Annotated in this window: 25 protein-coding genes; 13 read left to right on the top strand and 12 right to left on the bottom strand. The window is 65.8% G+C overall.

Translation table 11 applies throughout. The features are described 5' to 3' along the window. Positions 1–70: 70 nt before the first annotated feature. Positions 71–409: a hypothetical protein gene (locus ACZ39I_RS39315; protein ID WP_467250182.1), complete on the bottom strand. Its 339-nt coding sequence runs from the start codon at positions 407–409 to the stop codon at positions 71–73. Next, positions 396–743, bottom strand: coding sequence for a hypothetical protein (locus ACZ39I_RS39310; RefSeq protein ID WP_467250180.1), 348 nt, complete (start codon positions 741–743; stop codon positions 396–398). The genes ACZ39I_RS39315 and ACZ39I_RS39310 overlap by 14 nt, the downstream gene beginning before the upstream one ends. 520 nt (positions 744–1,263) lie before the next feature. On the opposite strand from ACZ39I_RS39310, the gene ACZ39I_RS39305 reads away from it, so the two are divergent. Further along, positions 1,264–1,500 carry a ribbon-helix-helix domain-containing protein gene (locus tag ACZ39I_RS39305; RefSeq protein WP_467250178.1) on the top strand — a complete coding sequence of 79 codons (237 nt, stop codon included), beginning with the start codon at positions 1,264–1,266 and terminating at the stop codon, positions 1,498–1,500. A 162-nt stretch (positions 1,501–1,662) separates the two neighbouring features. Here the strand turns inward: ACZ39I_RS39305 and ACZ39I_RS39300 are convergent, their stop codons facing one another. From ACZ39I_RS39300 to ACZ39I_RS39290, 3 genes are all read right to left on the bottom strand, one after another. Beyond that, positions 1,663–2,193 (bottom strand): hypothetical protein, encoded by a 531-nt coding sequence (locus tag ACZ39I_RS39300; RefSeq protein WP_467250176.1) that lies wholly within the window; start codon positions 2,191–2,193, stop codon positions 1,663–1,665. A gap of 360 nt (positions 2,194–2,553) precedes the next feature. Further along, complete coding sequence (locus ACZ39I_RS39295) at positions 2,554–2,913, bottom strand: hypothetical protein (protein WP_467250174.1); 360 nt, start codon at positions 2,911–2,913, stop codon at positions 2,554–2,556. 710 nt (positions 2,914–3,623) lie between these two features. Further along, positions 3,624–5,102, bottom strand: a complete 1,479-nt coding sequence (locus ACZ39I_RS39290; RefSeq protein WP_467250172.1) for a pentapeptide repeat-containing protein — start codon at positions 5,100–5,102, stop codon at positions 3,624–3,626. A gap of 435 nt (positions 5,103–5,537) precedes the next feature. Between ACZ39I_RS39290 and ACZ39I_RS39285 the strand changes: the two genes are divergently transcribed. The 4 genes from ACZ39I_RS39285 to ACZ39I_RS39270 all read left to right on the top strand — a co-directional run bounded on the left by ACZ39I_RS39285 (position 5,538) and on the right by ACZ39I_RS39270 (position 9,195). Further along, positions 5,538–6,317: a hypothetical protein gene (locus tag ACZ39I_RS39285; protein WP_467250170.1), complete on the top strand. Its 780-nt coding sequence runs from the start codon at positions 5,538–5,540 to the stop codon at positions 6,315–6,317. A gap of 109 nt (positions 6,318–6,426) precedes the next feature. Then, positions 6,427–6,567 (top strand): hypothetical protein, encoded by a 141-nt coding sequence (locus tag ACZ39I_RS39280; RefSeq protein WP_467250168.1) that lies wholly within the window; start codon positions 6,427–6,429, stop codon positions 6,565–6,567. Positions 6,568–6,642: 75 nt separating this feature from the next. Further along, positions 6,643–8,010 carry a hypothetical protein gene (locus tag ACZ39I_RS39275; protein WP_467250166.1) on the top strand — a complete coding sequence of 456 codons (1,368 nt, stop codon included), beginning with the start codon at positions 6,643–6,645 and terminating at the stop codon, positions 8,008–8,010. A 108-nt stretch (positions 8,011–8,118) separates the two neighbouring features. Further along, positions 8,119–9,195, top strand: a complete 1,077-nt coding sequence (locus tag ACZ39I_RS39270) for a hypothetical protein (RefSeq protein WP_467250164.1) — start codon at positions 8,119–8,121, stop codon at positions 9,193–9,195. A 234-nt stretch (positions 9,196–9,429) separates the two neighbouring features. Here the strand turns inward: ACZ39I_RS39270 and ACZ39I_RS39265 are convergent, their stop codons facing one another. Then, entirely contained in the window at positions 9,430–9,993 is a 564-nt protein-coding gene (locus ACZ39I_RS39265; protein ID WP_467250162.1) for a hypothetical protein, read from the bottom strand. A 178-nt stretch (positions 9,994–10,171) separates the two neighbouring features. Here ACZ39I_RS39265 and ACZ39I_RS39260 point away from each other — a divergent pair, with 178 nt between their 5' ends. Further along, positions 10,172–10,417: a hypothetical protein gene (locus ACZ39I_RS39260; protein ID WP_467250160.1), complete on the top strand. Its 246-nt coding sequence runs from the start codon at positions 10,172–10,174 to the stop codon at positions 10,415–10,417. A 1,067-nt stretch (positions 10,418–11,484) separates the two neighbouring features. Further along, positions 11,485–11,952: a hypothetical protein gene (locus tag ACZ39I_RS39255; protein WP_467250158.1), complete on the top strand. Its 468-nt coding sequence runs from the start codon at positions 11,485–11,487 to the stop codon at positions 11,950–11,952. A 53-nt stretch (positions 11,953–12,005) separates the two neighbouring features. Here the strand turns inward: ACZ39I_RS39255 and ACZ39I_RS39250 are convergent, their stop codons facing one another. Further along, positions 12,006–13,370 (bottom strand): NucA/NucB deoxyribonuclease domain-containing protein, encoded by a 1,365-nt coding sequence (locus ACZ39I_RS39250; RefSeq protein ID WP_467250156.1) that lies wholly within the window; start codon positions 13,368–13,370, stop codon positions 12,006–12,008. Between the two features lie 146 nt (positions 13,371–13,516). Here ACZ39I_RS39250 and ACZ39I_RS39245 point away from each other — a divergent pair, with 146 nt between their 5' ends. From ACZ39I_RS39245 to ACZ39I_RS39235, 3 genes are all read left to right on the top strand, one after another. Then, the gene (locus ACZ39I_RS39245) at positions 13,517–13,675 is read left to right on the top strand and encodes a hypothetical protein (RefSeq protein ID WP_467250154.1); all 159 of its coding nucleotides are present in this window, start codon (positions 13,517–13,519) and stop codon (positions 13,673–13,675) included. Positions 13,676–14,070: 395 nt separating this feature from the next. Then, complete coding sequence (locus ACZ39I_RS39240; protein WP_467250152.1) at positions 14,071–15,165, top strand: barstar family protein; 1,095 nt, start codon at positions 14,071–14,073, stop codon at positions 15,163–15,165. A 621-nt stretch (positions 15,166–15,786) separates the two neighbouring features. Beyond that, positions 15,787–15,900: a DUF3885 domain-containing protein gene (locus ACZ39I_RS39235; protein ID WP_467250372.1), complete on the top strand. Its 114-nt coding sequence runs from the start codon at positions 15,787–15,789 to the stop codon at positions 15,898–15,900. On the opposite strand, the gene ACZ39I_RS39230 is transcribed toward ACZ39I_RS39235, so the two are convergent. The 5 genes from ACZ39I_RS39230 to ACZ39I_RS39210 all read right to left on the bottom strand — a co-directional run bounded on the left by ACZ39I_RS39230 (position 15,882) and on the right by ACZ39I_RS39210 (position 19,532). Then, positions 15,882–16,466 (bottom strand): YrhB domain-containing protein, encoded by a 585-nt coding sequence (locus tag ACZ39I_RS39230; RefSeq protein WP_467250150.1) that lies wholly within the window; start codon positions 16,464–16,466, stop codon positions 15,882–15,884. The two genes, ACZ39I_RS39235 and ACZ39I_RS39230, sit on opposite strands and share 19 nt — an antisense overlap. Before the next feature lie 157 nt (positions 16,467–16,623). Beyond that, positions 16,624–16,767 (bottom strand): hypothetical protein, encoded by a 144-nt coding sequence (locus ACZ39I_RS39225; protein ID WP_467250148.1) that lies wholly within the window; start codon positions 16,765–16,767, stop codon positions 16,624–16,626. 220 nt (positions 16,768–16,987) lie between these two features. Beyond that, a complete protein-coding gene (locus tag ACZ39I_RS39220; protein ID WP_467250146.1) occupies positions 16,988–18,493 on the bottom strand; it encodes a S1 RNA-binding domain-containing protein in 1,506 nt (501 codons plus the stop codon). A 1-nt stretch (position 18,494) separates the two neighbouring features. Further along, on the bottom strand, positions 18,495–18,644 hold the full coding sequence (locus tag ACZ39I_RS39215) for a helix-turn-helix domain-containing protein (RefSeq protein ID WP_467250144.1): 150 nt from the start codon (positions 18,642–18,644) through the stop codon (positions 18,495–18,497). Positions 18,645–19,088: 444 nt separating this feature from the next. Beyond that, the gene (locus tag ACZ39I_RS39210) at positions 19,089–19,532 is read right to left on the bottom strand and encodes a hypothetical protein (protein ID WP_467250142.1); all 444 of its coding nucleotides are present in this window, start codon (positions 19,530–19,532) and stop codon (positions 19,089–19,091) included. Between the two features lie 173 nt (positions 19,533–19,705). Between ACZ39I_RS39210 and ACZ39I_RS39205 the strand changes: the two genes are divergently transcribed. The 3 genes from ACZ39I_RS39205 to ACZ39I_RS39195 all read left to right on the top strand — a co-directional run bounded on the left by ACZ39I_RS39205 (position 19,706) and on the right by ACZ39I_RS39195 (position 22,578). Further along, complete coding sequence (locus tag ACZ39I_RS39205) at positions 19,706–20,497, top strand: hypothetical protein (protein ID WP_467250140.1); 792 nt, start codon at positions 19,706–19,708, stop codon at positions 20,495–20,497. Between the two features lie 380 nt (positions 20,498–20,877). Then, the gene (locus ACZ39I_RS39200; RefSeq protein ID WP_467250138.1) at positions 20,878–21,594 is read left to right on the top strand and encodes a class I SAM-dependent methyltransferase; all 717 of its coding nucleotides are present in this window, start codon (positions 20,878–20,880) and stop codon (positions 21,592–21,594) included. A gap of 189 nt (positions 21,595–21,783) precedes the next feature. Then, entirely contained in the window at positions 21,784–22,578 is a 795-nt protein-coding gene (locus ACZ39I_RS39195; protein WP_467250136.1) for a hypothetical protein, read from the top strand. Positions 22,579–22,596 lie beyond the last annotated feature (18 nt).

The raw sequence follows: 22,596 nt of genomic DNA, 5'->3' as shown, positions 1-22,596 counted from the left end.
TGTCCCGCATCTGAGGATCAAAAGAGCCGGTGCTCTGCGCACCGGCTACGGACGTTCACACAGGTCACGGCTACTTTTGACTATCGGAGGCGAAGAAGAAGCCGAAGGCCGCGCTGGCAAGCGCCACCACCGGAGTGAAGATCAGGCTGAGCTCCCGGAAGTCTTCAGCGGTGAACTTGGTCCAGTGCTTAAAGATCAGAGCCAATGTCGGAAACACCGCAAGCACCGCTACAAGCTGGAGTAGCCCAAAGGCGAGTTTGCGTCTGGTTAGCTGCTTGTCCTTGCGCTCCTCGTAGTCGGCGAGCCGGAGGAAGTCGTCGGTAGTGTTTTTCGGCAACGGGATGACGGTCTCAGTGAGTTCCTCGACGCCGTCGTTTCCATTTTGGCTCGTTCCTTCAGCCGTGCTCACGGCACCCCTCCCCGGGCTTGCACTCGGGTCCACGCTCCGCCGGGCCGAGCTGGTAGTCCGTCAGCTCCCTGCTGGGCAGATTCGGCACGTCGGTCTCGGACCACTCGTCGCCATCGTCGCAGAGATCTTGTACGGAAATCTCCTCGAGGGACTCCTCCGAGACGCCGGGCACTTCGGACAGCCCCAGCGCGTTGCACATTACGTAGTCGGGGGCGCGGAACCGGGGGCAGGTGAAGTCCGTCTCCACACTCACCAGGACGCGGGAGCCCGAAGGGCGCAGGCGCAGGAACGGACAGAAAACCGCTTCGCGTGACGGACCTTGATCGATCGTCATATGCGGCTGTCCCTTCGATGAGTGCCCGGCCGGGCCCCTGGACGTAGCGGACTCGGTAGCCCCCAAGCGGCGCTTGGGGGCAAGGATATCACACCCTGTGTGGATCTTATTAACCTCTAGTGCGCATGATCACCGCTCTACATGTGTATCGGATGTACATCGAGGGTACATTTCATGTAGCAGAAACCCGGTTTTTACTTGACATCCGATGTGCAAGAAGGCATCATCGAGTCATCGATGTGCTGGTTGCACTGAACTTGGCGGTTCACCGCAGAGCGCACCGACGCACTGATAGCACTGGCCTTGACGGTTCACCGTCAAGGCATCGATGCACTGATTGCTGAAGTTGGCGGTTCACCGCAGAGGGGTGATTTGGCATGGGCAGGCGACACCCCGCTAGCACGCACACGTCCGAGCCGGAGTGAGGGCTGAGGATCAACACATCTCACTCGCCTGCAGCCGGCACCGGCGCTCACTGCGCTGTTGAGCCGGCATCTTCGACTTGATGAAGGAGCCTGGCATGCCTAGGGAGAACTCGACAGACACCACAGTCACCACCACCAGGCTGAGCGTGAACATCAACCCTGAGACTGCCGCGTTCCTCAAGAAGCACAAGGACGAGCGAGGCATCTCACTGACGGAGTCGATCCGCCGCGCAGTCGCCCTCATGGAACTTGTCGAGCGAGAGACGGCCGGCGGGAACCAGGTGCTTATCCGCTCCAAGAACGGCGACATGCGGCAGCTTTTGCTGTTCTGACACGCCAGCAAAGGCCATGCAACCGAAGCACTGCCTCACCACGATGCCACGGGCGAGCAGGTTGAGACGTACGCGTTCGTCTGCAGTTCCACAGATGGGGGCGCCCAACGGGCTAGCGGGCGCTCCCATTGGCTGTCTTTCCTCCATCACAGCGTCACGGAGCTAGTCGGCGGCTGTAGCTTGCTCCCTGAGTGTCTGCGCGTGCTGAGTCAGCATCAGCTTCGACCGCTCATCACCTGAATCGATCAGCAGGAGACGTGCCGCCGCATTCAGCGCACGCACGGTCTGCTTGTGCTGTCTCCGCCTCTTGCGCGACAGGGCTCTCCAAGCGGCGTTGCCCTGAGTGACGATAATCCGGACGGCGGCCGTACGTGTGTCGTCACCAGGGGGGAACCGGATGCCGTATCGCTCTGTCAGACCGTAGGCCGCCATCACGGCGCAGATGAGCAGCAGATCAAAGCCGATCCACGCCTCAGTCGTTACGCCGTGCCCCGTGACATCACTCGCAAGCACCCCCACACCACGGCCGCCCAGGCCGAACACCAATCCTGCCCCCAGCACGAAGTACAGCGGAGCCATGGGATCTTCCCCCAGGCGCCACCCTCCGTACGGCTTGGGAGCGAGGTAGCGTGCCAGCCGAACGACTGCGTTCGCCGGTTCGGTCACCATGATCGATTTTCCCCAGCTGGGCATGCGCCTCTTCTCCCCTCCAGTCCCAGGGCGCCATGCAGCCCTTGGTGGGAGAAGGCTAGTGGAGTACCCCACAGTCTCGATGAGGCGAGCATGGTCTGCACCCACGGGTTACCGGCCAGAGAGCGCCTGGTCTGCTTATGCAGGCGGTGTGCGGCCCGGGCGGCGCCCGTGGCCATCCGCTGCTGGGACTCGTCCCTGCTGCGCTCCTTCTTGTTCCGGCTCACCTTGCCCACCCGACAGCCTCCCCCGCCGCCGCGGCCAGTTGCCGAAGCGGTACCCGACCACTAAGGGCAGGACACGACGCGCTCCGGCCGATGACTGAGCGACGTGGCCGTTGGACTCCGCAGTTCCTCCCATGTGTCAGGAAAGGTGGAGCTGCCCCAGCAGCCGGCCGCAGTCGGCCCGGGCCGTCACCAGGTCCGCAAGCTCGCCAGCGTCACTGAAAGAAGGCCCCGCCCAGCCGTCAGGTGCGGCGATGACCTGCACACGGACCTCGGTGCCGAAACGCCGGGCGGCTTCGAACAGGCGCTCCAGGATGCGGAGCGCACGGACGTCGAGCGCACCTATATACGCCCACCAGGTCCGTGAAGGCTGGTCGAACTGAGCGACGGACCGAAGGAGTTGCCGCTGCTGCTCGAAGGAGGCCGGGGCCGCGGAGGCCGCGGCAGCGGTGACCTCCAGCAGCCACCGCGCGGGGTTGGGGTTGGGAGTCGACGTCATGGTGCGGACCGTAGTGGCCGCCACTGACAACGGCGGCAACGCGACCGAGTCCCGGCACTCAGCAACGAACTTCGTCCGAGTCGCCTGTAAGAAGCAGGAGCCAGGCGGACAAGAAGAGGACATGCCTCGTTTAGAGGAGTGCCGGTGCAGAACCCGCAGGCGTTCAGCGTGCTGTATGCGAACCACTATGGCTCTGTACTGCAGTACGCGAATCGGCGTGTAGGCGCGGATGATGCACCGGACATCACTGCGGAGGTCTTCGCCGTCGCGTGGCGGCGGAGGATGACATCCCACCCAAGGCGCTGCCTTGGCTGTATGGGGTGGCTCGAAGAATCGTGGCCAACCATCTGCGGTCCTCGGAGCGAGTGGATCGTCTCGTGACTCGACATGCCAGCGAGGCCTCTCGGACGCCAATGGTCCGAGACGTCGGGGACCAGGTGGCGGAGGCGAACGCGGTCCATCATGGTCGCCCTTCTGGTCGGGGCCGGCCGCTGACCTTGCCGGTACGCGTGGCGCCGGGTCGGCCGACGCCGTACTGGTCAGAAGTGCCGCTCTCAAGACAGTGGAGCGGAGCGGGGTGTACCAGCCCCACGACAATGACCACGCCCCCGCTCAATGCCCCACCAGCGACAGCATCCCAGCCTGACGAGCCGTCACTGCCACCCACTGACACCAACCCGTCACCTCGCACCTGGCGCGGTGATGGACGGTCAGGTGCTGTCACCTGACTGCCCTGTTGCGGTCTGGCGTTCTTCGGGCTCGGTCGGCCTCTCCCACTCCCGTGGACGCTTGCGGTCTGCTTTGGCTGCATCGCATACCGCAATGCGATCTTTGACCCATTGGTGGTCGGCGATGCCAGCAGGCAGTTTGGTGTCGTTGTAGATGCGCGCTCGGCAAATCTGGTCAACCGTCAGGCCGGTCGAGGTGGTTAGGTCTGCCTCAGCCAGATCGGCGTCCCGTAGGCGGGCTCCAGTGAGGGTCGCCCCCTCGAACGTTGCGCCCACAAGCACGGAACCTTGCAAATACGCTTCTGTGAGGTCAGCGTCCACGAAGTGGGCTTGGCGCGCCTTGGAAAACTGTAGATGAGCGTCGCGAAGTTTTGTGCGCTCGAGCCGGGCTTTGTTCAGGGTGCTATAGCTCAAAGTGGCCTCCTCCAATACGGCATCGGAGAGGTTCGCTCCTTCCAGGTTTGTTTTGTATAGCTGGGCATCCCGTAGTTGAGAATTTTCTAGTGATGCACCTTTTAGCTTCGCGCCCATAAGGTGCGCTTGAAACATGTAGGCACCTCTGAGTTGCGCCTCGCTGGCGTCCCAGTGGAACAGGTCCAGGCTGCGTAGGTCTGGAGTCGAGGTTCCTTCGGTCCAGTTGCGGCTGAGAACGCTGAGGGCTGCTCGAATGTCTTCTGCAAGAGGAACGAGGGGGATAGGCGGCTCTTCGGGGTCGATGGGGTCGCCGCGTTCTTCTGCAATTGCCCGGGCGTTTGCCCTGTCACGGAGGTGCTCAATTTCGGCTGCGTCTCCGTTCAGTCGCTGCCGGACGAAGGCGGCTAGTACTTCGACGATGGTGTTTCGGTCTCTCTCGGAGTCGTTCATGATGCGTTCGAGGCTGTAGATTCCGCCCAGTTTTTCATGAACGCCGTCGGCTGCCAGAAGCTTGATGGCTTCGACGTAGCGGCCTGTGACTTGCCCTTCTCGAGTGAGTTCGGCCTGCTGTGCGTCGCGCCTTTGGGCTTCGAGCACGGTTTTCTCGAACTGCTTCTGGCTTTCGTCGAACTGTTTCTGGGTGTGTTTGAACTGTCGTTGTTCGAGTTGGTGTTTTTTGTGGGTGTAGTAGAGCCCTGCGCCTGCGATGAGGCCGGCGGCGAGGGCGACGAGGCCTGTGCGGAAGCCGGTGATGACGACGCCATCGGCGGGGCCGAGGTTGGTTTTGCGGATGTGGAGGCTGTCGAACCACCAGGGCCCTTGCCAGAAGAGGAGGACGAAGATGGTGGCGCCGGCGAGGCCGCCGAGCGCGGCGCGGAAAACTTGCCAGCGGGTGGGCTTCGGGCGTTGGTCGTCGCCATCCGGGGTGGTCTCGCCGGCGTCCTTCAGGATGGACAGGAGGACGCCGACGAGGACGAGGGCCGCGAGGGCGAGGCCTAGGGCGGGAAGGTGCCTCTGGGCCCAGTCGGCGGCGGGTGCGGGGTTCATGTCGTGCATGATGTCCCGGCCGGGATCACGGTACGCGGGGTCGGCGATTTCCAGAGGAAGGGTTGAGGGTTTCCTCAGCGGGCGGCCTTAGAGGATGGACGTAAAGAGTCTCGGTCTCAAGAGGAGTTCTCCCTGGTAATGGTGCAATCTGGTCCCGTCAGGGCCGTACACGTTGAGCACGTAGCCCTGAAGGAGGCTGACGCCCGTCCCGGTCGCTGCCGCCGCCTCCACAGCCGCGCGACGACCTCCTGCGGCTCCTGCCCCAGCACCGGATCGGCGGGCAGCACGACCCGCACCGGCACCGGCTCGGCATCGTTGTCGGGAGACGTCGTCACGGCCCCACGGTAAGTGGCGCGCGCGCCGGAAGTGCCGCATCACCATCGGCACTTCCGGCAACTGGGTTCGAATGTCAGGCCGGGGTTTTAGTGTTGAGCGGTGACTTCAGACGTCGGTAAGGCCTCAGGCGAAGAGGCGGCGCTTTCTGTAGAGGAGACCGTCCTCGGGCAGACGGCCTGGTTCCTTCACGATCAAGGAGACGTTCAGGCGGCAGCCCTTCTACTGGATGTTGAAGGCATTGAGTGGTCTCCTGGCAACAGGTTCGGCGACTGGATGGATGCCCGCCTTCTGGTTCCCGGATGGCTGATGGACCGCTTCACCGAGGACTTGCTTGTGCGGATCCGGGACGCTCTCTTGCCGATTGCCGAGCGGAACGGCGTCGAAGCGCATTCCGTCTACGTCGGGCCTGCGCTTCCAGACGTGGCCCCAGACTGGAGGTCAGCCCTTCAGGGGCGGCTCACTTCCGACACCGCCACGAACCATGCCGCGCGCGTCACCGATCCGAAACCCGAACTGCGACGCGACGGATTCGTTTTTGACTCCCGCGAGGAAGTACGGGTCTATGAGGCGCTCAAGCGCGCCCAAGCCGCCCTCCCCGCCGACGCCACTATCGCGATCTTTCCTCTGCCACTGGGACGCGTAGGGGTCGGCAACACATGGACACCCGACTTCCTGGTCGTCCGCGAAGGCAAGGCAGGCCTGATCGAGGTCGACGGACCACATCACCGCGGCCGGTTGGCGGCTGACGGCACCAGAGATCGGCACTGGCGGAACAGCGGGTTCGTTCACATCGAGCGGATCTTGGTGGAAGAAACCGCCAAGGACTCCGAGTTGGACGCCCTGGTCAGGACGTTCCTCAAGCGACTGCGCACACATTAGCCGTCCTGCCGCGCCCGACTCCGTCCCTGTCAGGCACTCGACGACCGCCGGGTCCAGCCCTCCCGCTGGAGAGCATTGCAGGGGGCTTCGACACCGTCACGCTCTACCGATGCTCCCGGATCTGCTCCGCCTCACCGACCCCAACCTGCACGAGACGCTGGACGCCTTGCCCGCCTCGATGGCAGTGATCGGCGTCGGCACCGACGGGCAGCAGTGGTTCACCTCTGGTGCGGTGACCCGCGTGCCCTGATGGCGAGGGGCTGTGGCTTCGTCCGCTAGCGTCCCTCAGTACCACCACATCGCCTCATCGGGGGACATCGAGAACATGTCCGTGCGCGACTTGACGGAAGTACAACTTGAGCGGCACCAACTCATGCTGCTCGCCATGATCGGCACCCAGCAGGGGGAAGATCCTGATGGCCATTGGCCGATGTGGGAATGGGTGGAGCACAGGGCGAAATCCTTTGGCATAACGGATCCCCGGGCCGTGCTCGACTCGCTTCCGCGGATCGGGGCTTCCGGATCGGTGGGGCTCTCCTACGGCTTCACCACGGCAGTGCCCCGCATCCTCACGGAGGACACCCGGATCAAGCTGACGGTCGCTGCGGCCTGGGCATTGGACGAAGCGCGCTACTTCCTGGGGGAGCCCTTCCTCCAGGCGCTCCACCACATGATCACGTTGTGGCGGAACGCTCCTCGCTCGCCGAACGAGGTCACCCGGGTGTCCCTTACATCCGAGGACCTTCAGCGGGCGCTCCCGCAGATGGATCCCCGCATCCTCCGCCTGGTCCCGGATTCCCTTTTCAACGAACCGTTCATGTCTGGCTCGTATGGCACAGCCCAGGACGGCAGCTGGAGAATGGACGTCCCACGGCACGTCATGCTCTATGAGCACGCCACTGACCTGCACGGCTACGTGAGTGAGACCTGCAGACAGGTGCACCAAGTTCTGCAGGAGGCAGACCGGGATTCCACCAGCGGGAGGCTGCTGACGCCCACACCGTCCCCCGACGCGGTGCTTCACCTGAACGCGTCCCGCAGGGCTCTGCTGATGTGGCTGTGGCACCAGAAACAGCAACGAAGTCCAGGCGAGCCCATGCCGAACGTGATGGACGTGCTCGCGGACGACGGCCTGTCTGTGGACCAGGGCGTGCGGTTCACCGAGGACGAGATCGACCGAGCATCTGCATACCTGGAGCAGCACGGACTGATCTGCGGCGGCGGCACATTCGATCAGATGGCCGGCCCGGTCCTGGCCGAGATCACTGCGGCCGGTGAGGACTGCGTGGAGGGCTACAGCGGCGACGTCGCTGCATACATCCGCCGCAGGGACAATGGCCCCGTGACGTTCCACATCGCCACGAACAACGGCAACATCGCGGCGAACAGCACCAGTGTCACCCAGAACGCCGCAACCCAGGCCGCCTCCGACTCAGCACAGATCCTGGCAGTGGTCAGCCTGATCCGGCAGCTGACCCCGGCATTGACCCCGGAGGCCAGGGAACAGCAGGCGCTGCTGGCACAGACGAGTGAGCTTCAGGCGGCTGCCGAGGCCCCCGCAGCGGACCGCGTGGCAGTGCGGCGTATCACGGACGCAGTCTTGTCCACGATCCGTAGCCTCACCCACTCACCCGACGTCCAACGTCTTGCCCTGGAAGCGGTAGAGCAAGGGATCCAGAACCAAGAGCCCTGACGAAGATTCTTCCAGTACGCGAGCGGAACGGGAGACACACAAGCGGACGGCTCACTGTCAGACCCTTTCCGTACGCTTGCTGTGAGACACCTGAGACAGGAGGGCAACGTGGCCCGTGGCATCAGCTCCCGTGACTTCGACAAGTTCTCGAAGGCATACGTCGGAGGCTTGAAAAAGAGCTTGGAGCAGGCCGCGCGGCGCAACCCTCCTCGTGTGCAGATCCAGGCCGAAAGCAGCACATCTGGAGGCGCATTGAGCCACAGCGGGGCGATCGAGAGCAGCGCCTACCTGGCACAACTGCTGATCTGGTTGGACACCAACCACCAACAGCGCCCAGCCGAGTACGTCGACGTGACCCGGTTCGTCGAAGAACACCAGCTCGAAGACGAAGATCCCACCGTCCTCGCTCTCCAACTCGAGCAACACGGCCTGGTGAACATCGCCCGCGACATGACTGGAGCCACCGACGTCCACCTCACCGATGAAGGCGTCGTCGCCGTACAACGGCTGAAGAACCTTCAGAAGGACCGCGCTGCCCGACTGCGCCACACGATGGACGCCTTCCTGCGGTGGCTCTACGACACCGCAGGCGACCAGAGTCCCATCAACCCGACCTTGTTCCTCGCGACGCCGGGCTCGTACTTCGCCGGAGCCGAGATCACCGGCACGGAACTGCACCAAGTGCTCTCCTACCTGGCAGAGCACGATCTCATCGAAGCCATCGAAACCGACCCCGCCACGGTCGCCATCACACCCCAGGGCGCCAGCTGCGCCCTGGCAGGAGGAAGCGTGCAAGACCACGTCAACCAGCCAAAACCTGGCGACAACATCACCTTCCACATCGGCGAGAACACCGGCAACATCGCCGCGAACAGCCGCGACTTCACCATGAACGCCACAACCAACAAGGACGGGATCGACCCCGCGGCGGTCGTCATGCTCGCCCGCGCCCTGCGTCAAGCCGCACCGATCCTCGACTTGCCGGAAGACGACGTCATCGAGTTCACCCAGCTCGCCACACGTATCGAAACCGAGGCCGCCAGCGGCTCGCCCGACCCCGGCAGGCTCCAGCGGTGGGGGACTTCCATCCTGGGCATCCTCAACTCTCCCGTCGTCAGTGGAGCACTGGGCAGCGTGCTCGCCGCATACACGGGGATCGTCCTACCGGGCCTGCCTTCCGCCTGATACCGCAATTCCACGAAGCACGCGGCGGGCCCGGGCCGCGTCCATGCAGGACGGCACCGCCCACCAGACGCGGGTGCTCATCCTGACCGACACCGAAGCCGCCGACTGGCTCACCGCCACGGCGGCCGGAGAGATCTGACCCGCCTCGGACACCGCGGGCCCTGGGGGATCAGCCATGACATCCCGGGGCCCGGCTCGGGGGTCGCACCGTCCAACGACGCCGCGACCCCGCCGTCACGCGGGTGCCGGCTGCTGCACCTCCAGCACCCCAGCGACCTTCCGCGCGAGCGCCGCGACGTGCGGCGGCAGGTAGCCGTCCAGCGCTTCGACGTCGTCACACAACCGGGCCCGCAGTCCGTGCAGACACGCCTCGGTGAACAGCCGCTGCTCATCGGGCTCGGACATCAGCCCGTCTCCTGCATAACCCTGGTCCACCGAGAACCACATCTGTGCGTCCTGGTCGTCATCGTGGGGACGCGGCGTGCCGAGCATTCCGGCGACTTCCTGCCGGTCCGCGTCCCTGGGGCCTGCGGCCCGGCTGCGCTGCTGGCGGGTCTGGAGGTGCGACGCGAGGGTGTCCATGGCCATGCCGGTGCGCTGACAGTAGGCGGCGATCAGCATGGACGCCATGTCCATCGTGTCGGAGGCGTCCGTGGCCCGGATCATCGTCATGCGCTTCCAGTCGCGTGCGATGTCCGGCTCGGTGTAGCGCAGCACCTCCTGGCAGTTCATGACCACTTCGGAGACAAGCTGGTGAACTGCCTGCCGCAAGGGCTCAGGCATCTTGGTGTCGTCCATGGTCCGCACGGTAGAGGCGCCGCATCCCCGGACACCGCAGTCGCCGCGCTCGCTCACTCGGAAGGTCTACTAGCCGAGCTGCGGACAGCGGCGCCGGAACCGTGGATGATCCGGCAAGGCCTGCCCCTTGCAGGGTGAGATGAGAATCCCTGTTGTGCCGACTCTCGTTGGGTCAGGTATGACGACGACGTACGACACGGCTCCGCGGCCCGCTCCGAAGGCGGAAGGCGCCATCCCGACGACAGTCCGCTTCGACCCGGGCGAGTCCCGGGAGATCGACCACTGGATTTTGGACCTGCGGGAACAGACGGGCATCCGCTGGGACAAGGCCGAAGTGATCCGGGAACTGCTCCGCATGGCACGCACGCCCGACAGCATCCTGTGCGACGCTCTGGCTGCCCGCGCCAGGAGGACCGGCATCTGAGATAGAGAGAGGGGCTGTGCCAGTTGGCACAACCACAGGGCCCGACGTGAGAGCGACGGCCGGATGAACATGTGGAGGCCCAGGAGGATCGTCCTCCGGGGGCTCCGGCACTCCAGCCAAGCCGCCGTTTTGAGGCCGGCCAGTCAGCTGGGCCGGGCTTCTGGGATGCCTCTGGGCAAGACGTCGGTGACTGGACATCCCCAGGCAGCTCCAGGCGTCTCGGGTTCGATCAGTGTCAATCCGCACGCTTGGAAAAACGCACGTCGGCCGAGCACGTCGGCGCCGTCCTGAGGAACCAGAGCGAGGAACGTGCGGTCGGCTTCCTGAGAGGATGCGGCCGACAACGGGTTCATCGCCTACGGCGGGCTGTACGTCGCCGGCATCGGAGCTCCGAACGACGATGTCCTTTACCCGGACAGGTTCGTCGTCCTCGGACACCAGGGTGGACGGACCGCGCGGTTGCTGGCAGGACAGGCCGGCTGCTGCTCCTGCTGGCTCAGCTTTTGCAGCAGTATTAACGACGTTAACGGTCGACGCGACAGCGGAGCCTGCCCGTCCTCCTGGGTGCAGACAGCAGGTGCGGGTAGTTGTCACTCATCGCCCGCCTCCCGTGCCAACCAGGGGCCGCTCCTCGTCCACCAACCCGGCGAACCCATCCGGTCACAACACTAGAGACCGCGGGCAGCACGCGGGGCTTTGCAGCACGGAAGTCGGGACCACCGCCCGGACATGCTGCGGGACCACCGCCCGGACATGCTGGGGGCAAGATCCTTAAGACACGCCCCACACACGAGGCCCCCGGCCGCCCCTCCGGGCGTGAGGGGTGGCCGGGGGCCTCGTGTGTTCTGGACCTCGACCACCTGATGCGTTCCAGCGCATCAGACCTCGTACCGTGAATCCTGCACCCACGTGGGGTGGGGAAACGCAGTCCGCCTTCTGCCGAGATCAGCCATCTTGGCCGTCAGAACGGCTGCCTATCGCCCGGAAGGCGATGCCACTGTGCTCTCAGGAGGGGCCGACTTAGGATCACGGGATGACCAGTCGTTTGTCATGCTCAAGGAGCCCTCATGGCTGAGCTTGTCCGGCAGCAACACCTTGATGCGGATGTGGGGCATCACGGCTTCGGGCTTCAGGAGTCCGATGACGGTGACCTGCCCTTCCCCTTCCCTGACGACTTCGAGCAGGGCGTGTTCCTTAACGACTTCCCGGGGCGTCTCGACATCTACAGTGGCGGCCACACCCATACCGCTGCGGTCACCGTAGAGGTCTGGGACGGACAACCGCCCGAGCAGGATCCTTCCGGGTGGGACGAGCAGGCCGAGGCTCCCTTCGAGTCCACCAGCGGCGAAGTGGCTGTCTGGTCCATGGACTTGGGACGCGCCGACGATGTGATCACGCTTGCCGATTCAGGAGGCTCCTGGCGAGTCCGGGTGAGCTGTGCCGGGCGCAGGGAAGCTGCGGCACTGTCGGAGCAGGAGGGTACGGGCGAAGGCGTGGAGAAGTACCTCGTGCAGTTCTGGCCCGCAACGGCCTGAACGCGACCCGGGGGCGGGGGCGCCGACAGTTCGACGCCCCCGCCCCCGGCACGTCAGGAGACAATCTTCACGATGAAGCCGTCCTCCATTCCGTCGATGACCCGGTTCTTGGCGTAGAAGCTGAGCAACAGGCTGCCGCCCGCACCGTTGTCTTCCTTGGCTATGGGCTTCACGGAGAAGTTGAACTTCTTCGCGTCCGCGTCGTAGTCGTGCTCCGCGGCGCCCTCATACGTGGTGGCGAAGGGGTACTCGTCGCACTCGCGCGTGCCGCCGTGCGTGTAGTTGGCGCCCCAGTACCGCTTGCACTGCTTGACCGCCGCCTTGCGGTTGTCGTCCTTGCGCGTCTTGCTGACCGTTCGGTGCAACGGCTTGTCGGGCGTCTGACCGGGCACCTTCTTCGCCGACATGTACGGCTTGGTGTCCTGTGGTTTCGTGAACGCCGTCTTGACGTGCTGAGCCACAGCCCGCTCCTTGGCGCCGGCCTTCGCGCTGTAGTTCAGCATCCCGATGTAGGCGAACGAGGCCGCGCCCCGCTTATCAGGGTTGCCGCCGCCGGTGGAGTTGGCCAGGTACTTGGCGGCGTCCCAGCGCGGCGGCAGGAAGAACAGATCGCCCTTGAGGTCACCGGTGAGCTGGGCGTTGGGTGGCGGTGTGATGGTGATGGACGGCTGGTAGATGGCAGCGATCAGATCCGTGGTTCCTTGACTGCCCTGGCCGGGCTTGGCGTTGACGGTTTCGCTGAACGGGGGCAGCACCTTGAGTTCGGCGAAGGTCTTCGTTCCGGGCATGCTGCCTCCCCTGGTGTAGCGGACCGTGGAGGGCCAGCTGTTGGGGATCTTTCCCTTGGTGTCGATCTTCATCGCAGGTGCCTCGGTGGTGCCCTGCGATTCCATCTCGGTGAAGTAGTACTTGAAGTTGATCGTGCGGCTGTTCTTGGCGATCGTTCCCACGACCCGCACGTTGAACATGCTCACCCCGGAAGGCCTGCCGTTGACGAGCCAGGTCTGCACGAACGAAGCACCCGAACAGGCCGCGAACCGGGACGTGAAGTAGAACTTCTTGTCGGTGCCCAGGCCCTTCTTGCACTCGTCGAGCGTCATCGTGCGGGCCGGTTCCGGAGCCGCGATCATGGGCGTCGGTGAGGCGGTTGAAACGACAGGTGTGGTGCGGGATGGCTGGGTCGCGCGCCGCGCGTACGAGGCCGCAGGGCCCACCGTCTCGTGCGGCAACTGCGCGATCGGCTCCGCATTGCGGGCAATGCCCCGCAGACGTTCCATGCCTTCCTCGCTCTGCAACTCCTCGAGCGATGGCGTCGCCGTGCCAATCGGTAGAACGTGTGACTCGACCTCAAGATCAGCCGATGCGTCTGCCTGCGCCATAGACGGCACGGCCGACAGCAGGGCGACCGCGGTCGCCATGGTGAGCGCCTGTCTGCCAGCGCGCCTGAGCCACGGTATGTGCATCAAAACCCCCGAACTCATGCGAATCGAATCAATGATCCGAACATGTGGTCGAGAGAAGGTCTATCCGTCTGGCGATCGTAGGCACGGGCGACACGCCGGACTTGACGCGATCACGACTGCTGCTGGCCGAGATCGACTATCGCCCCGAGCAGGCGTGGGCGCAGGTCGACTCGGTCACCTCTACACAGGCCCCTGTCGACGCCATGACCAGCCCTCAGGACAGCGTCAACCCGCAGTCGTGCCTTGGACGACTCGGATAGGGCGACAACGGGGCGAGTGGCAGCGGCCACTCCTCGGTGTTGTTGTCCGCGGACAACAACACCGAGGGTGAGCGACGTCTCAGGCCGCTCGCCAACTGCCGGAGCCTGGTAGGTACATCGGGCGGCCAAGCTGCTCTCGCCCATGGGCCGAGTGGGGCGCGGGCTGGACACGCTGGAAGTGGGGACGGTCTTGTAGCGGCAAGTAGACCTCTCCCTCTCTGGGCAAACGGGAGAGGCCCCTGCTGCCCGGGCCGAAGCCGGGCAGCAGGGGCCTCTCGAGCGCCTGGGGTCAGGCCACCCGCACCCTTGTGTACGGGTGGTCAATGACCAGCTGCCTTGAGGCATCGCGACCGACTACGCGAGAAATGCCTTCGCCGTGGAAACCTGGTCCCGGCATGATTCCCACCGTGCATGAAGACGAGGGCCATCGCGGGCGCGGGCGGTACACGCTGGCTGAGGAGGAGCACGGGCATGCCTGGGGCGTCTGCGCCGAGGTGGAAGGGCTTTTCGGGGAGCCCCAGCGGGGGACCTACGAGCTGTTCGGCTGGGTTCCACAGGCAGAAGTGCGCGGTTGGGTCGGCGACCGAGTGTGGCTGGTGCCGGACGATGAGACGCTCGATCCCTGGATGCTGGAGGACGCGGAGAGCGTAGGCCAGCCCCTGGGGACAGACAGTCTCGTACTCACCGGCCTGGACGACTACGAAGGCCCACCCGAGGGACACAGGGGCCGAGTTCGCGTGCACGACGGGCACCGCTGGCTGGGCTCCTGCCGTGAATTCGGCCGCGTCCTGCCGGCCAAACAGTCGGCGCCCCCGCTCGTCCTGCGGGGGCTCGCCCAGGGTGATCAGCTGCGGGCGGCACTGATGAAGGGCACCCGACGGGCGCTGGACCTGGAACAGGCCGCCCTGGAGATACAGGACGACCAGGGCGAGCCGCTCACCGAACGCCCGCTCTGGGCCAGAGTCAGCGCCTGGCGCCCATCCTCCTACGGCACGGATCGGATCGACCTGGAGCTCGACGGAGAGCTCTTCACGCCCGTTCCCGAATACGCCCGGCCCATCTGGGAGCGGTGGTTCGCCAGCCCGCCGGACACGCAGGGTGCCTGGGCCGGCCTCGACACCCGGCGCCGCGGAGCCTGGCTCGACCTCGTCCGGGAGCGGGCCTGCCGTCGCACCCACCGTGACCGGCCGGCCGGTCACGCCTACGAACTCGACGGCCGACACGTCACCGACGAACCGGGCCTCTACCTGGCGCTTGGCGAGGCGGTGAACGGTCCGGGCGGCTACTTCGGCGGCTGTCTGGCCGCCCTCGACGACTGCCTGCGCGGCACCTTCGGCTACACCGCCCCCGCAACCCTGCTCTGGCGCGAAGCCGCGACAGCACGCGAGCACCTGTCCCAGGCCCTGACACCGGACGGCCAGCCCTACGACCTGTTCGGCGTGGTCCTCGATGTCCTGGCCCAGGGCGGCATGCACGTCACCCTGGCGTGAGCTGCTGCCCGCCCGCCGGGCATCGACTCTGTCCGACGGTTCTGACTTTTGCGTGCCGTGTCATTGGCTGCGATGGCCTACGGTCCGCGAGAGTTGCGGCTTGGAACCTGGTCAACCCAGCACGGCTCCAGGACTCCGGCGAACGCGCCCAGTTCCAAGGACAGCTTGCGCTCTCCAAGAACCGACTACTGCGAATCATGAAGCGCCATGATCCCGACATCTACCCCGGGACCTACATCACCTGCGTCCATGGCCCAGCCAAGGCGCTCTGCGAGAGAGCACGGCGCGGCCGAGGCGAAGGGCTTCCCGAGCACGGCGGTTACCTGCCGCTGACCTGACGCCCTGCCTGGCCCTGACCCTCGCTCTACCCGCGTACGCCGGGGGCCGGGCGAGGACCGGACAGGCCGCGTGGCCGAACGCACCACCTGAGGCGCCCCGCCGACACCAGCACGACGTCGGCGAGGCGCCGCGCTGTCCACCGACGACTGGAGGAACTGTCGTGCTCATCCCTCGCCCGCGCCGCCGGATCGGCCGGCCCCGCCCGCACGCCCCGGCCCCCGCTACCCGCAGCGTCCCGCCCGGCTCCCCGGTACTTGGAGCAGGTGATGGCCCGCCCCCGGAATCGGCGCCCCCTACGACGGTGGCGCCGACGTCTTCCTCGCCACGTCCGAGGAACGGGACCGGATGCGCGATCGGCATGCCGACTGGCTTTCCAGTCACCCGTCGGGTCTCTGACCCGCTCGGACCACCGCCCCGTTCAGAATGGTCTTCACCGCAAGTACCGGGTTGAGGGGCTCGACGAGTTCCTTGGTGGCGACGGCCACGAGGCGCGCGGGCGCATTGTTGGTCAGCAGTTCGCTCACGTACTCGATGGCCTCCGCGGGCGAGAGCATCGGCAGCCTTTGGCGCAGTGTCCGCACCGCGTGCATGCGTCCGTGCGTAGCGGCGACTCCATGGAGCGCATCGTGTAGGTCGTCTACCGTGGTGCGCACCGGCAGCCCACGTATCCGGGCCCGGTAGTCGCTCTCCCACTCCCCAGTATTTGCGGAGACGACGCCGATCCGGTGCAGTCCCCCGTCGACGCGGTCGACCAGGTACGGCCCATTGCCGACCAGCATGTGCCCCTGATCCAGAGTGCGTACGAACTCCTCGGATTGCCAGTAGACGATCCACACCAGCTCGTGCTCCTCGACATGGACCACAACCATCCGCATCGCGTCCACACTCACTGTCCGCCACTGCTGATAGTCACGCTCCAGCTGTTCTTCGACTGCCCGAACGGCGGCTTCTCGCTCGATCACGCGTGCAGCATCCCGTACCGGCCCTACTGCCGACCAGCCAATTCGCACGGCCCAGCCGGGCGCGGCGGGTGATCGCGGAGTTGGAGCGGAGGGGTGGTTGGCTCGGCGTGCCGGGTTCAGTGCCGGACCGCCACGGCCCTCGTGCGGGGTATCAGTGTCAGCGCCGGGCTGCCGCGGCTGCGGTAAGGATGCGGTGCAGGACGGGGACCGGGATCACCGGGTTGGTGACCGCTGTGCATGCCGTGTCGCGCTCGTGCAGCAGCCCGGCCAGGACGCGGGCCGGCAGCCGCGGATTGCGCACCGCGGTGTCGCGGACGTGTGATCGCGACCGGACGACTGCTTAACCTGCTGTGCAACACGTCAGAGATCACGTGTTGCGACGACCACTGGAATCCGCCGGTGCAGCCTGACGACCGAGATCGCATCGCCGTACGCCAGTTGGCCCGGCTGTTCGGCCGCGGATTGCGCCGCTCTCTGCGGGACCTGAGCCTAACTCGGCCTGCATCGGCTTCCTCTCGTCGTCAGTCGCGCGGCTGACCTTCTGCAGAGGAGGCAAGGGCCTGGACATGTGACAGGGCAATACGACGGCGCACGAGATCGACGTCAATGATCTTCACCGTCAGGGCGTCGCCGACCTCGACGACGTCTCCGGACGGTGCAGCCAACTCGCTGGTGTGTACGAGGCCCTGGAAGCCGTCCTCTCTGTCTTCGATGCGTACGAAGACGCCGAAGGGCATGATCTTGGTGACCGGTCCGGTGATCACCTGGCCGATCCTCTGTACTAGCTGCGGCCACGGGTCTTTCTGCACTGCTCGGAGTGACAGCGGCACTCGTTCCCGAATCATGTCGACATCGAGGACTTCGGCTGTGATCTCCTGACCGACGCTGACGACGTCGGACGGGTGGCTGATCGGACGCCAGGACAGTTCCGGAATATTGATCATCGCTGTGAAGCCGCCGAGATCCACGAAGGTGACGCCAAAGCTTGCGATGGTCGTCACCGTGCCCGTGACGACCTGGCCGCGCCGCAGGGTCTTCATGAAGGCCCAGTCCCGGTCGCTTGGCGTCGGATCAGTCTGCCAGCGTGCGCGCAGGACACCGTCGCTGTCCGGCAGTACAGCGGTGAACAGGGGGAGATCTTCCCCGGCATACATGGATACGACGCCGGCAGCACGCGCGCTGGCGAGCTGGGAGGTCACTGCCTCGAACTGCGTCTCGTCCACGACCGTGCTCGTGATCTGTCCGTCCTTGTCCTCCCAGACGACCTCCACGAGGCCTTCGTCGGGCAGAGCGGCCAAGGCCGTGTCGACGTCGGTGAGCAGGTCCGGCCAGACCGCCAACTGGGAGCGTGGGGCCAGCTGGGAGCGCACGATCTCGATGTTGTCGCGGGTGAGGCGGTGCCATCGGGAGGCGTTGGCGGCGTAGGTCTCCTCCAAGTACGTGGCGCGGTGGGCGCTGACGGTCCAGTGCAGGCGGGCCCAGAAGTCGGCGTCCGCCGGACGCTGCACGTACGCGGGGTCGTCGGGGGCAAAGTCGTACGGCGATGCGTCAAGGCGTTCGGGGAGCAGCCCGAGCGAGCGGGTGTGGGCCAGCGCCTCTTCGCAGGGCCGGCTGCTGCCGACGTAGAGGTACTGGTCCCAGCCGACGTGCACCGCGAACGCTCCCTCCGCCTCCAGGCGGCACCAGGCGCCGTTGCCGCGGAGCATGGCCCGGACGAGTTCCAGGCCGACCGCGGTTGGCACCAGCGCACCGTCGTGGAACCCGGCGAGGCTGGCCGGAAAGAGACCTGCCAGACCGTAGCCGTCTACCGGCGGCTCCAGGCCGAAGTGAGCGAAGCCACCGATCTCCGGCTCGCGGACGGCCAACTGGTCGACGCCCGAGTCCTCTGCGAAGGCGGCGACGGCCTGCACGTAGGCGCCTTCGACCGGTCCATGGTCGCTGGTTGCGGGCTCAGTTCCGGCGTAGCGCCCGGACTGGTCGCGGTCGGCGGGGTCGTACTTGGTGACCTGATAGACGTAGGGCAGCACGTCACTGCCCGCCGGAGGTCGACGGCGTGGCTGCGTTCTGGTGGCGTCCAAGGACGCGGCAGACGGTGGCGCGGCTGACGGAGAAGAGCTCGGCGAGGTCGGCCCGGGACCAGGGCCTGTCCCAGCGGCCCGGCTGCGTGCTGTGGCTCATCGGGCGAGTGTGCCGCGCCGAACCATCCCCCTCAACTGTGTTCTTCTGGCGCGCTTCCAGTCGTAGTGCGGTTCACCGGTCAGGCTCGTATGGCGGGATGGTCCAGCGCAGTACCGCTTCGCCCGCGCGGGCATCCAGCAGACGACGGCTGGCCGGCCTGGTGCGGAGCTGGCTCCGCCGGACCTGACCGAGCAGCGCGGGATCCACACGCACAGTCTGACCAGAACCCCAAGACGCCGGGGGCAGCCACTGCCCAGCTGCCCCGGCTGCCTCCACCTGCGCCCACCGCGCACCGACCCAGGCTGAAGCTCTGGACGCCCGACGGAATCTCCAGATGGCTCTGGCGCCCGACGAATGAGAACACCAACGCCAGCCGCCGCCTGCGCCACCGCTACGAGCGCAAGGCCGAGTACTTCCTCGGCTTCGTCGGCATAGCCGTAGCCCTCATCGGCTACCGTCGCCTTGCGCGGTGAAGTCCCTATGGGGCGATGGAGTGGGATCGGTCCCAGCTGTTCCGCGTCGCAGCAGGGCGATGACCCGACCCAGCCATCCGCTGCGCGGCATATGGTCCCTCTCGATCAAGAACCACGCTGTCTGGAGCGGGTCACGTGTGGGCTGACCTACCTGGTGGCGGCGCCAGTAGCCGGCCACCCTCTGCTCCAGATCGCCCAGGTCCACGCTGCCGGTCCTAGCCAGAACAACCGATCCCTCCGGGCCCTCGGGGGCAGTCAGCGCCAACACACCACCATCCGGTGAGTACGCCGCTGTGTACTCCCCCTCATCGACGTCAATCGCCTCAATCCAGTTCGTAGCGTGGACGAAGGATTCGAAGACCAGCAGATCCCCGTCGCGATCGAAGATGAGCACGATGTCGGGAGGAGGTTTCATACGGACCACAGTGGCAGTCCCGTTCGTCGAACGGCGACCCAAATAGACGGCGCTAGAACCCCAGGACCCCAAAGCGGCCCAGGTTCAGCGACCGCAGACAAGATTTATTGCCGTTGGGCTGTCCTCCGGGGACCGAAGGGTGATGCTGATGCCGTCAGTGGAGGGAGCCCAGCATGGCCTCCGAGCAGTCATCAACCCCGCACACTCATTCCAAGGGCCCAGAGGACGGGCCTGCCACCGCTTCGCCAGCTGCCCACCGCTTCAAGATTTGCGCCAACGGACGGCTCTACAAGCTGAGCATCGCCAGCCTTCCTGCCGAGTTCACAGGTCGGTCCCCGGGCTACGACGGCCCGGCACCTGACGTGATGCAAGCCGTCTGGGCACGGGAGGCAGCGGTGACGGGCGACAGCAACGCCATAGACCGCTTCGCTTCCCGGGTGCTGGTTCTGCGGCAGGGCGGCCGGTGGCGGGAGGCTGTATCCACGGCCCTCCTGGGGAATTGGGCACTCGCGCTGGACACCCCCGATGGCCTTCCCTACGAGTCGGCAGTCGCCGAACTGCGCACTGAGGCCCTGGCGCTTCACCGACAGCTGACGCCGCTGTGGCGACGAAGGACCGGCGGCTCGCGAGTACTGCTCTTGGATACTCCCCTCGGAGACGGGATAACGCTGTACGACCTGATCACCGGAAGTCCATCGCCTCAGGAGTTGGCACTTGGAGCCGAACCAGACGACTCTCGGTTGAGCGCTGTCCTCAACGCTCTCTCCCTAGAGGAGCGGAAGGTCGCCGTGGCCTGGACACGCCCGGAAGTGGCCACCTGGGCGGAGGCAGCCGCAGCCGTCACGGAGACCGATGCGGTAGCTCTGGGCGAACGAGTCCGACGCAAACTCAAGCGGCTCGGGAAGCTACAGGCCGAACGCACTGCAGCCTCAGCGGCGTACAAGTCCGGGTGGAACGGCCGATGAGTCTCCTCGCCGCCGCACTGCCAGAATTCCTCGGAGGCCTGGCCGCTACCACCACCGTGGCCGCAGGAACCTGGGTCTTGCGAGCGGTTCGCTCTCGCCAGTCTGCGACACACGGCGCCGCACACACTTCTACTCCCGCCAGCGCACAACGGCTCACCTCAGATGATCAATTGAACGCGCAACCGCCATCTCCGTAGGCGTCCTTCTGCGCGATGCCCTTCCGCTCCAACGGCCACGTGGTGACCGCAGCGTTTCGAAGCAGAAGCCCCCGCGACTCTGATGCACTCAGCCGCAAAAGGTGTGACGGGGCGCTTCAGTTGGCCGCTCTGAGTGTCACTGTTGACCACGTCCTGTGCCTTCAGCCAGAAGGAGTGTGGCTGGTGAACTCGACCGTGCAACCGGGCGGAGCCGGAGGCGAGTGGCCGGACCGAGTGGCCGCCGTACGTCGCGAGCTCACCAAGCACGGGCCGCCGCGACGGCCCGATGGCGGTCTGGACTTCGCCTCCGTCACGCTGCCGGAGAGCGACTGTGATCAAGTACGTGACCTTCTGATGGAAGAGCGAGTCGGCACGGTCGTCGAGATCGGGCTCGCCTACGCCAGCTCGGCGCTGGCGATCGGCGAGGCGCTGCTGCGGACCGGTTCACCGAAGCCTCGGCATGTGGTGATCGACCCGTTCCAGTACACGGCGTACGACGGTGTCGGGTGGGAGCTGCTGCGCAGCGCCGGCCTGGACGACATCGCCGAGCTGGTGACCGAACCATCGCAGCGCTTCCTTGCCCGGTTGGCCGACGCGGGTTTCGTCGCGGACGCGGCGTTCGTCGACGGCAGCCACCACTTCCACAACGTGTTCGTCGACCTCCACTTCCTGGGCGAGATCGTCCGACCTGGCGGCATCGTGCTGCTCGACGATGTCTGGTGGCCATCGGTCGGTGCTGCCGTGGCGTACTTCGAGACCAATCTGGGGTGGCGTCCGATGCCGGGCGCTCTGGCCGACGGGACCACCGACCCGGCCAGCGGTCGACCAAGGACCGGCGCCTACCGGCTGCCCGACCCCCGCCCGACGCCCCACTTCAAGGAGTTCCGACCGTTCTGCTGATTCGGGTGGGCCTCGCAGGGTCCACCCGAATCGGGCGGCCGCGAGTCACAGCGATGTCATCGCCTTGAGACTTTGGCCAACTCGAGTGCTGCCTGGGCAACGGAAGTCCTCAGTAACAAAAGACGCAAAAGGGTCACCACATTCTGGTTTCACAGAATGTGAATCCCCCGATGGGGCACACTCCGATGTATGTCTCGTTCAGCTCAAGGCCCGACGAAACCGCTGCTCAAAGCCCCGGTACGGGTCGGGCATCTCGACACCGGAGCCGTCATCGGCCAGCTTCGACAGCTCCAAGAGCAGGCCGAAGACGGGGATCTCGACCGCATGCCGGCGGATGAAGAACTGTTCGGGGCCTTGCTGTATCTCGAGGCTCACGCGGACGCCCTGAAGAGCGTGGAAGCCCGCCGCGCGTCCGCGATCGCACGCGTCCGCCTGTGGGAATACCTACGCCAGCAAGCGGACGTGCACCAATCCAGGGCGATCGAGGACGCACGGGCGGCGCAGGCGGAATGGGCTGAGCTCGCTTCCGCACTGGCAGTCAACGCACCGAGCGCTGCGTACAACAAGGCTCTGCGACTGCGCGCCGCAGCGCTTACCGATCCGGCGAACCCGTCCTTGCCAGTGCGCCGCACTCCTGAGGCGGTTCTCCTCGCAGAGCGGCAGGCAGCGGCCCGAGCCGCCGCCGAGCGCCGGGCGGAGGAGGAGGCGTCACGACGGCATGTGCTTCTGGCGCCGGTAGCACGTCGGCTTCTCGAACACCGTGCAGCCCTGGACGATGACGACGACGTGACGTTCTGGCTCGACCAGATTGATGCGGTACTCCCCCACTGCGAGACGCCCACCCAGTTCGTCAGCCTCGAAACCTACGTGCTGGCCACCGTACGGGCACTGAGGAAGATCGAGCGCACGACGGCACGGCCGGCGGCCACTACCGTCGACGCCCAGCTCGCCTACGCCGCGGCGGCCGAACTACTCCCTTCTTGAGACGACGGCACGTCCAGG

The organism is Streptomyces sp. NPDC024687, assembly GCF_055559055.1.
This window is presented reverse-complemented; position numbering and strand designations above follow the sequence as displayed.

Bases quoted from the DNA above. Each gene is read 5' to 3' on its own strand.
- ACZ39I_RS39310 (WP_467250180.1), bottom strand. From the start codon at position 743: ATGACGATCGATCAAGGTCCGTCACGCGAAGCGGTTTTCTGTCCGTTC.
- ACZ39I_RS39305 (WP_467250178.1), top strand. From the start codon at position 1,264: ATGCCTAGGGAGAACTCGACAGACACCACAGTCACCACCACCAGGCTG.
- ACZ39I_RS39300 (WP_467250176.1), bottom strand. From the start codon at position 2,193: ATGCCCAGCTGGGGAAAATCGATCATGGTGACCGAACCGGCGAACGCA.
- ACZ39I_RS39295 (WP_467250174.1), bottom strand. From the start codon at position 2,913: ATGACGTCGACTCCCAACCCCAACCCCGCGCGGTGGCTGCTGGAGGTC.
- ACZ39I_RS39290 (WP_467250172.1), bottom strand. From the start codon at position 5,102: ATGAACCCCGCACCCGCCGCCGACTGGGCCCAGAGGCACCTTCCCGCC.
- ACZ39I_RS39280 (WP_467250168.1), top strand. From the start codon at position 6,427: ATGCTCCCGGATCTGCTCCGCCTCACCGACCCCAACCTGCACGAGACG.
- ACZ39I_RS39275 (WP_467250166.1), top strand. From the start codon at position 6,643: ATGTCCGTGCGCGACTTGACGGAAGTACAACTTGAGCGGCACCAACTC.
- ACZ39I_RS39265 (WP_467250162.1), bottom strand. From the start codon at position 9,993: ATGGACGACACCAAGATGCCTGAGCCCTTGCGGCAGGCAGTTCACCAG.
- ACZ39I_RS39260 (WP_467250160.1), top strand. From the start codon at position 10,172: ATGACGACGACGTACGACACGGCTCCGCGGCCCGCTCCGAAGGCGGAA.
- ACZ39I_RS39255 (WP_467250158.1), top strand. From the start codon at position 11,485: ATGGCTGAGCTTGTCCGGCAGCAACACCTTGATGCGGATGTGGGGCAT.
- ACZ39I_RS39250 (WP_467250156.1), bottom strand. From the start codon at position 13,370: ATGGCGACCGCGGTCGCCCTGCTGTCGGCCGTGCCGTCTATGGCGCAG.
- ACZ39I_RS39240 (WP_467250152.1), top strand. From the start codon at position 14,071: ATGATTCCCACCGTGCATGAAGACGAGGGCCATCGCGGGCGCGGGCGG.
- ACZ39I_RS39215 (WP_467250144.1), bottom strand. From the start codon at position 18,644: ATGAGCCACAGCACGCAGCCGGGCCGCTGGGACAGGCCCTGGTCCCGG.
- ACZ39I_RS39210 (WP_467250142.1), bottom strand. From the start codon at position 19,532: ATGAAACCTCCTCCCGACATCGTGCTCATCTTCGATCGCGACGGGGAT.
- ACZ39I_RS39205 (WP_467250140.1), top strand. From the start codon at position 19,706: ATGGCCTCCGAGCAGTCATCAACCCCGCACACTCATTCCAAGGGCCCA.
- ACZ39I_RS39195 (WP_467250136.1), top strand. From the start codon at position 21,784: ATGTCTCGTTCAGCTCAAGGCCCGACGAAACCGCTGCTCAAAGCCCCG.